General features: G+C 22.1%; 1 protein-coding gene. It reads right to left on the reverse strand.

The annotated features are described in order from the left end of the window. Positions 1-38: 38 nt before the first annotated feature. Positions 39-818, reverse strand: a complete 780-nt coding sequence (locus GQX97_RS12535) for a hypothetical protein (RefSeq protein WP_232473368.1) — start codon at positions 816-818, stop codon at positions 39-41. Positions 819-934 lie beyond the last annotated feature (116 nt).

The raw sequence follows: 934 nt of genomic DNA on the forward strand, positions 1-934 counted from the left end.
ATAAAGTTCATCTAAATTATTATCTTTTAACTTTTTATTTAATACGGATATATATTATCTTTTGATTGTATTATTATTCTTTCATTGTATGGAGATTTGTCGCCGCCTCTAAGATGCAAAAAGTCATACATTGTTTTTAAATTAGCATATATATTATAATTTTCTATATCATATATTCCAACAAYCTTAAAATACATAGTATCCAAAATACCKCGTGAGTTTTTTGCTATAAGWGAAACACTATCTCCYACTTTAAGATTTAAATATCTTGCTAAATGTTTGCCTATAACAATTTCTTTGTTTTCTCCTTCAAACATCTCTCCAGATATAAGATTATAATTAATATTTAAATTATCATAAGCATATACTCTRGACTGAATACTTCCAGTTCTAATAACAACACCCACAGGAAATGATATAMCCCTTGTAACATCATTATTAATAATATTTATATYTCCAATAGAACCATTCAATAAAAAAGTATTATCAGAAGTATTTTTTTTAGCAATACTATATATATTATTATCTGTAAATGTTTTTTTAGGTATTTCTAATAAAAAATCATAAGAAACTACAAAAGCAAAAACATACACTACAATAAAACCAAATAAAATTAATAAATTAGAAAACTTCAAACTCTCTAAAAACATCTTTTTTATTGAATATATTTTTAATTTTGCAGACAACACAGAAACAATATTTACTAATAACACTATTAAATATATTTTATCAAAATAAAAATTATTTTTTAATATATATTTCATTATTATAAAATAAGCAGCTAAAGAAAGTATAAATCCAATAATAGAAAATATCACACTGTAAAACAAATTATTATTATTTACAAATATAAAACTATATTATAAAAGAAAGGGATACGCTAGAGATCTACATTAAAGATTACTCTCTTTCCTTACACGACGTTATTCAGATC

This window comes from Brachyspira sp. SAP_772, assembly GCF_009755885.1.
Lineage (GTDB): Bacteria > Spirochaetota > Brachyspiria > Brachyspirales > Brachyspiraceae > Brachyspira.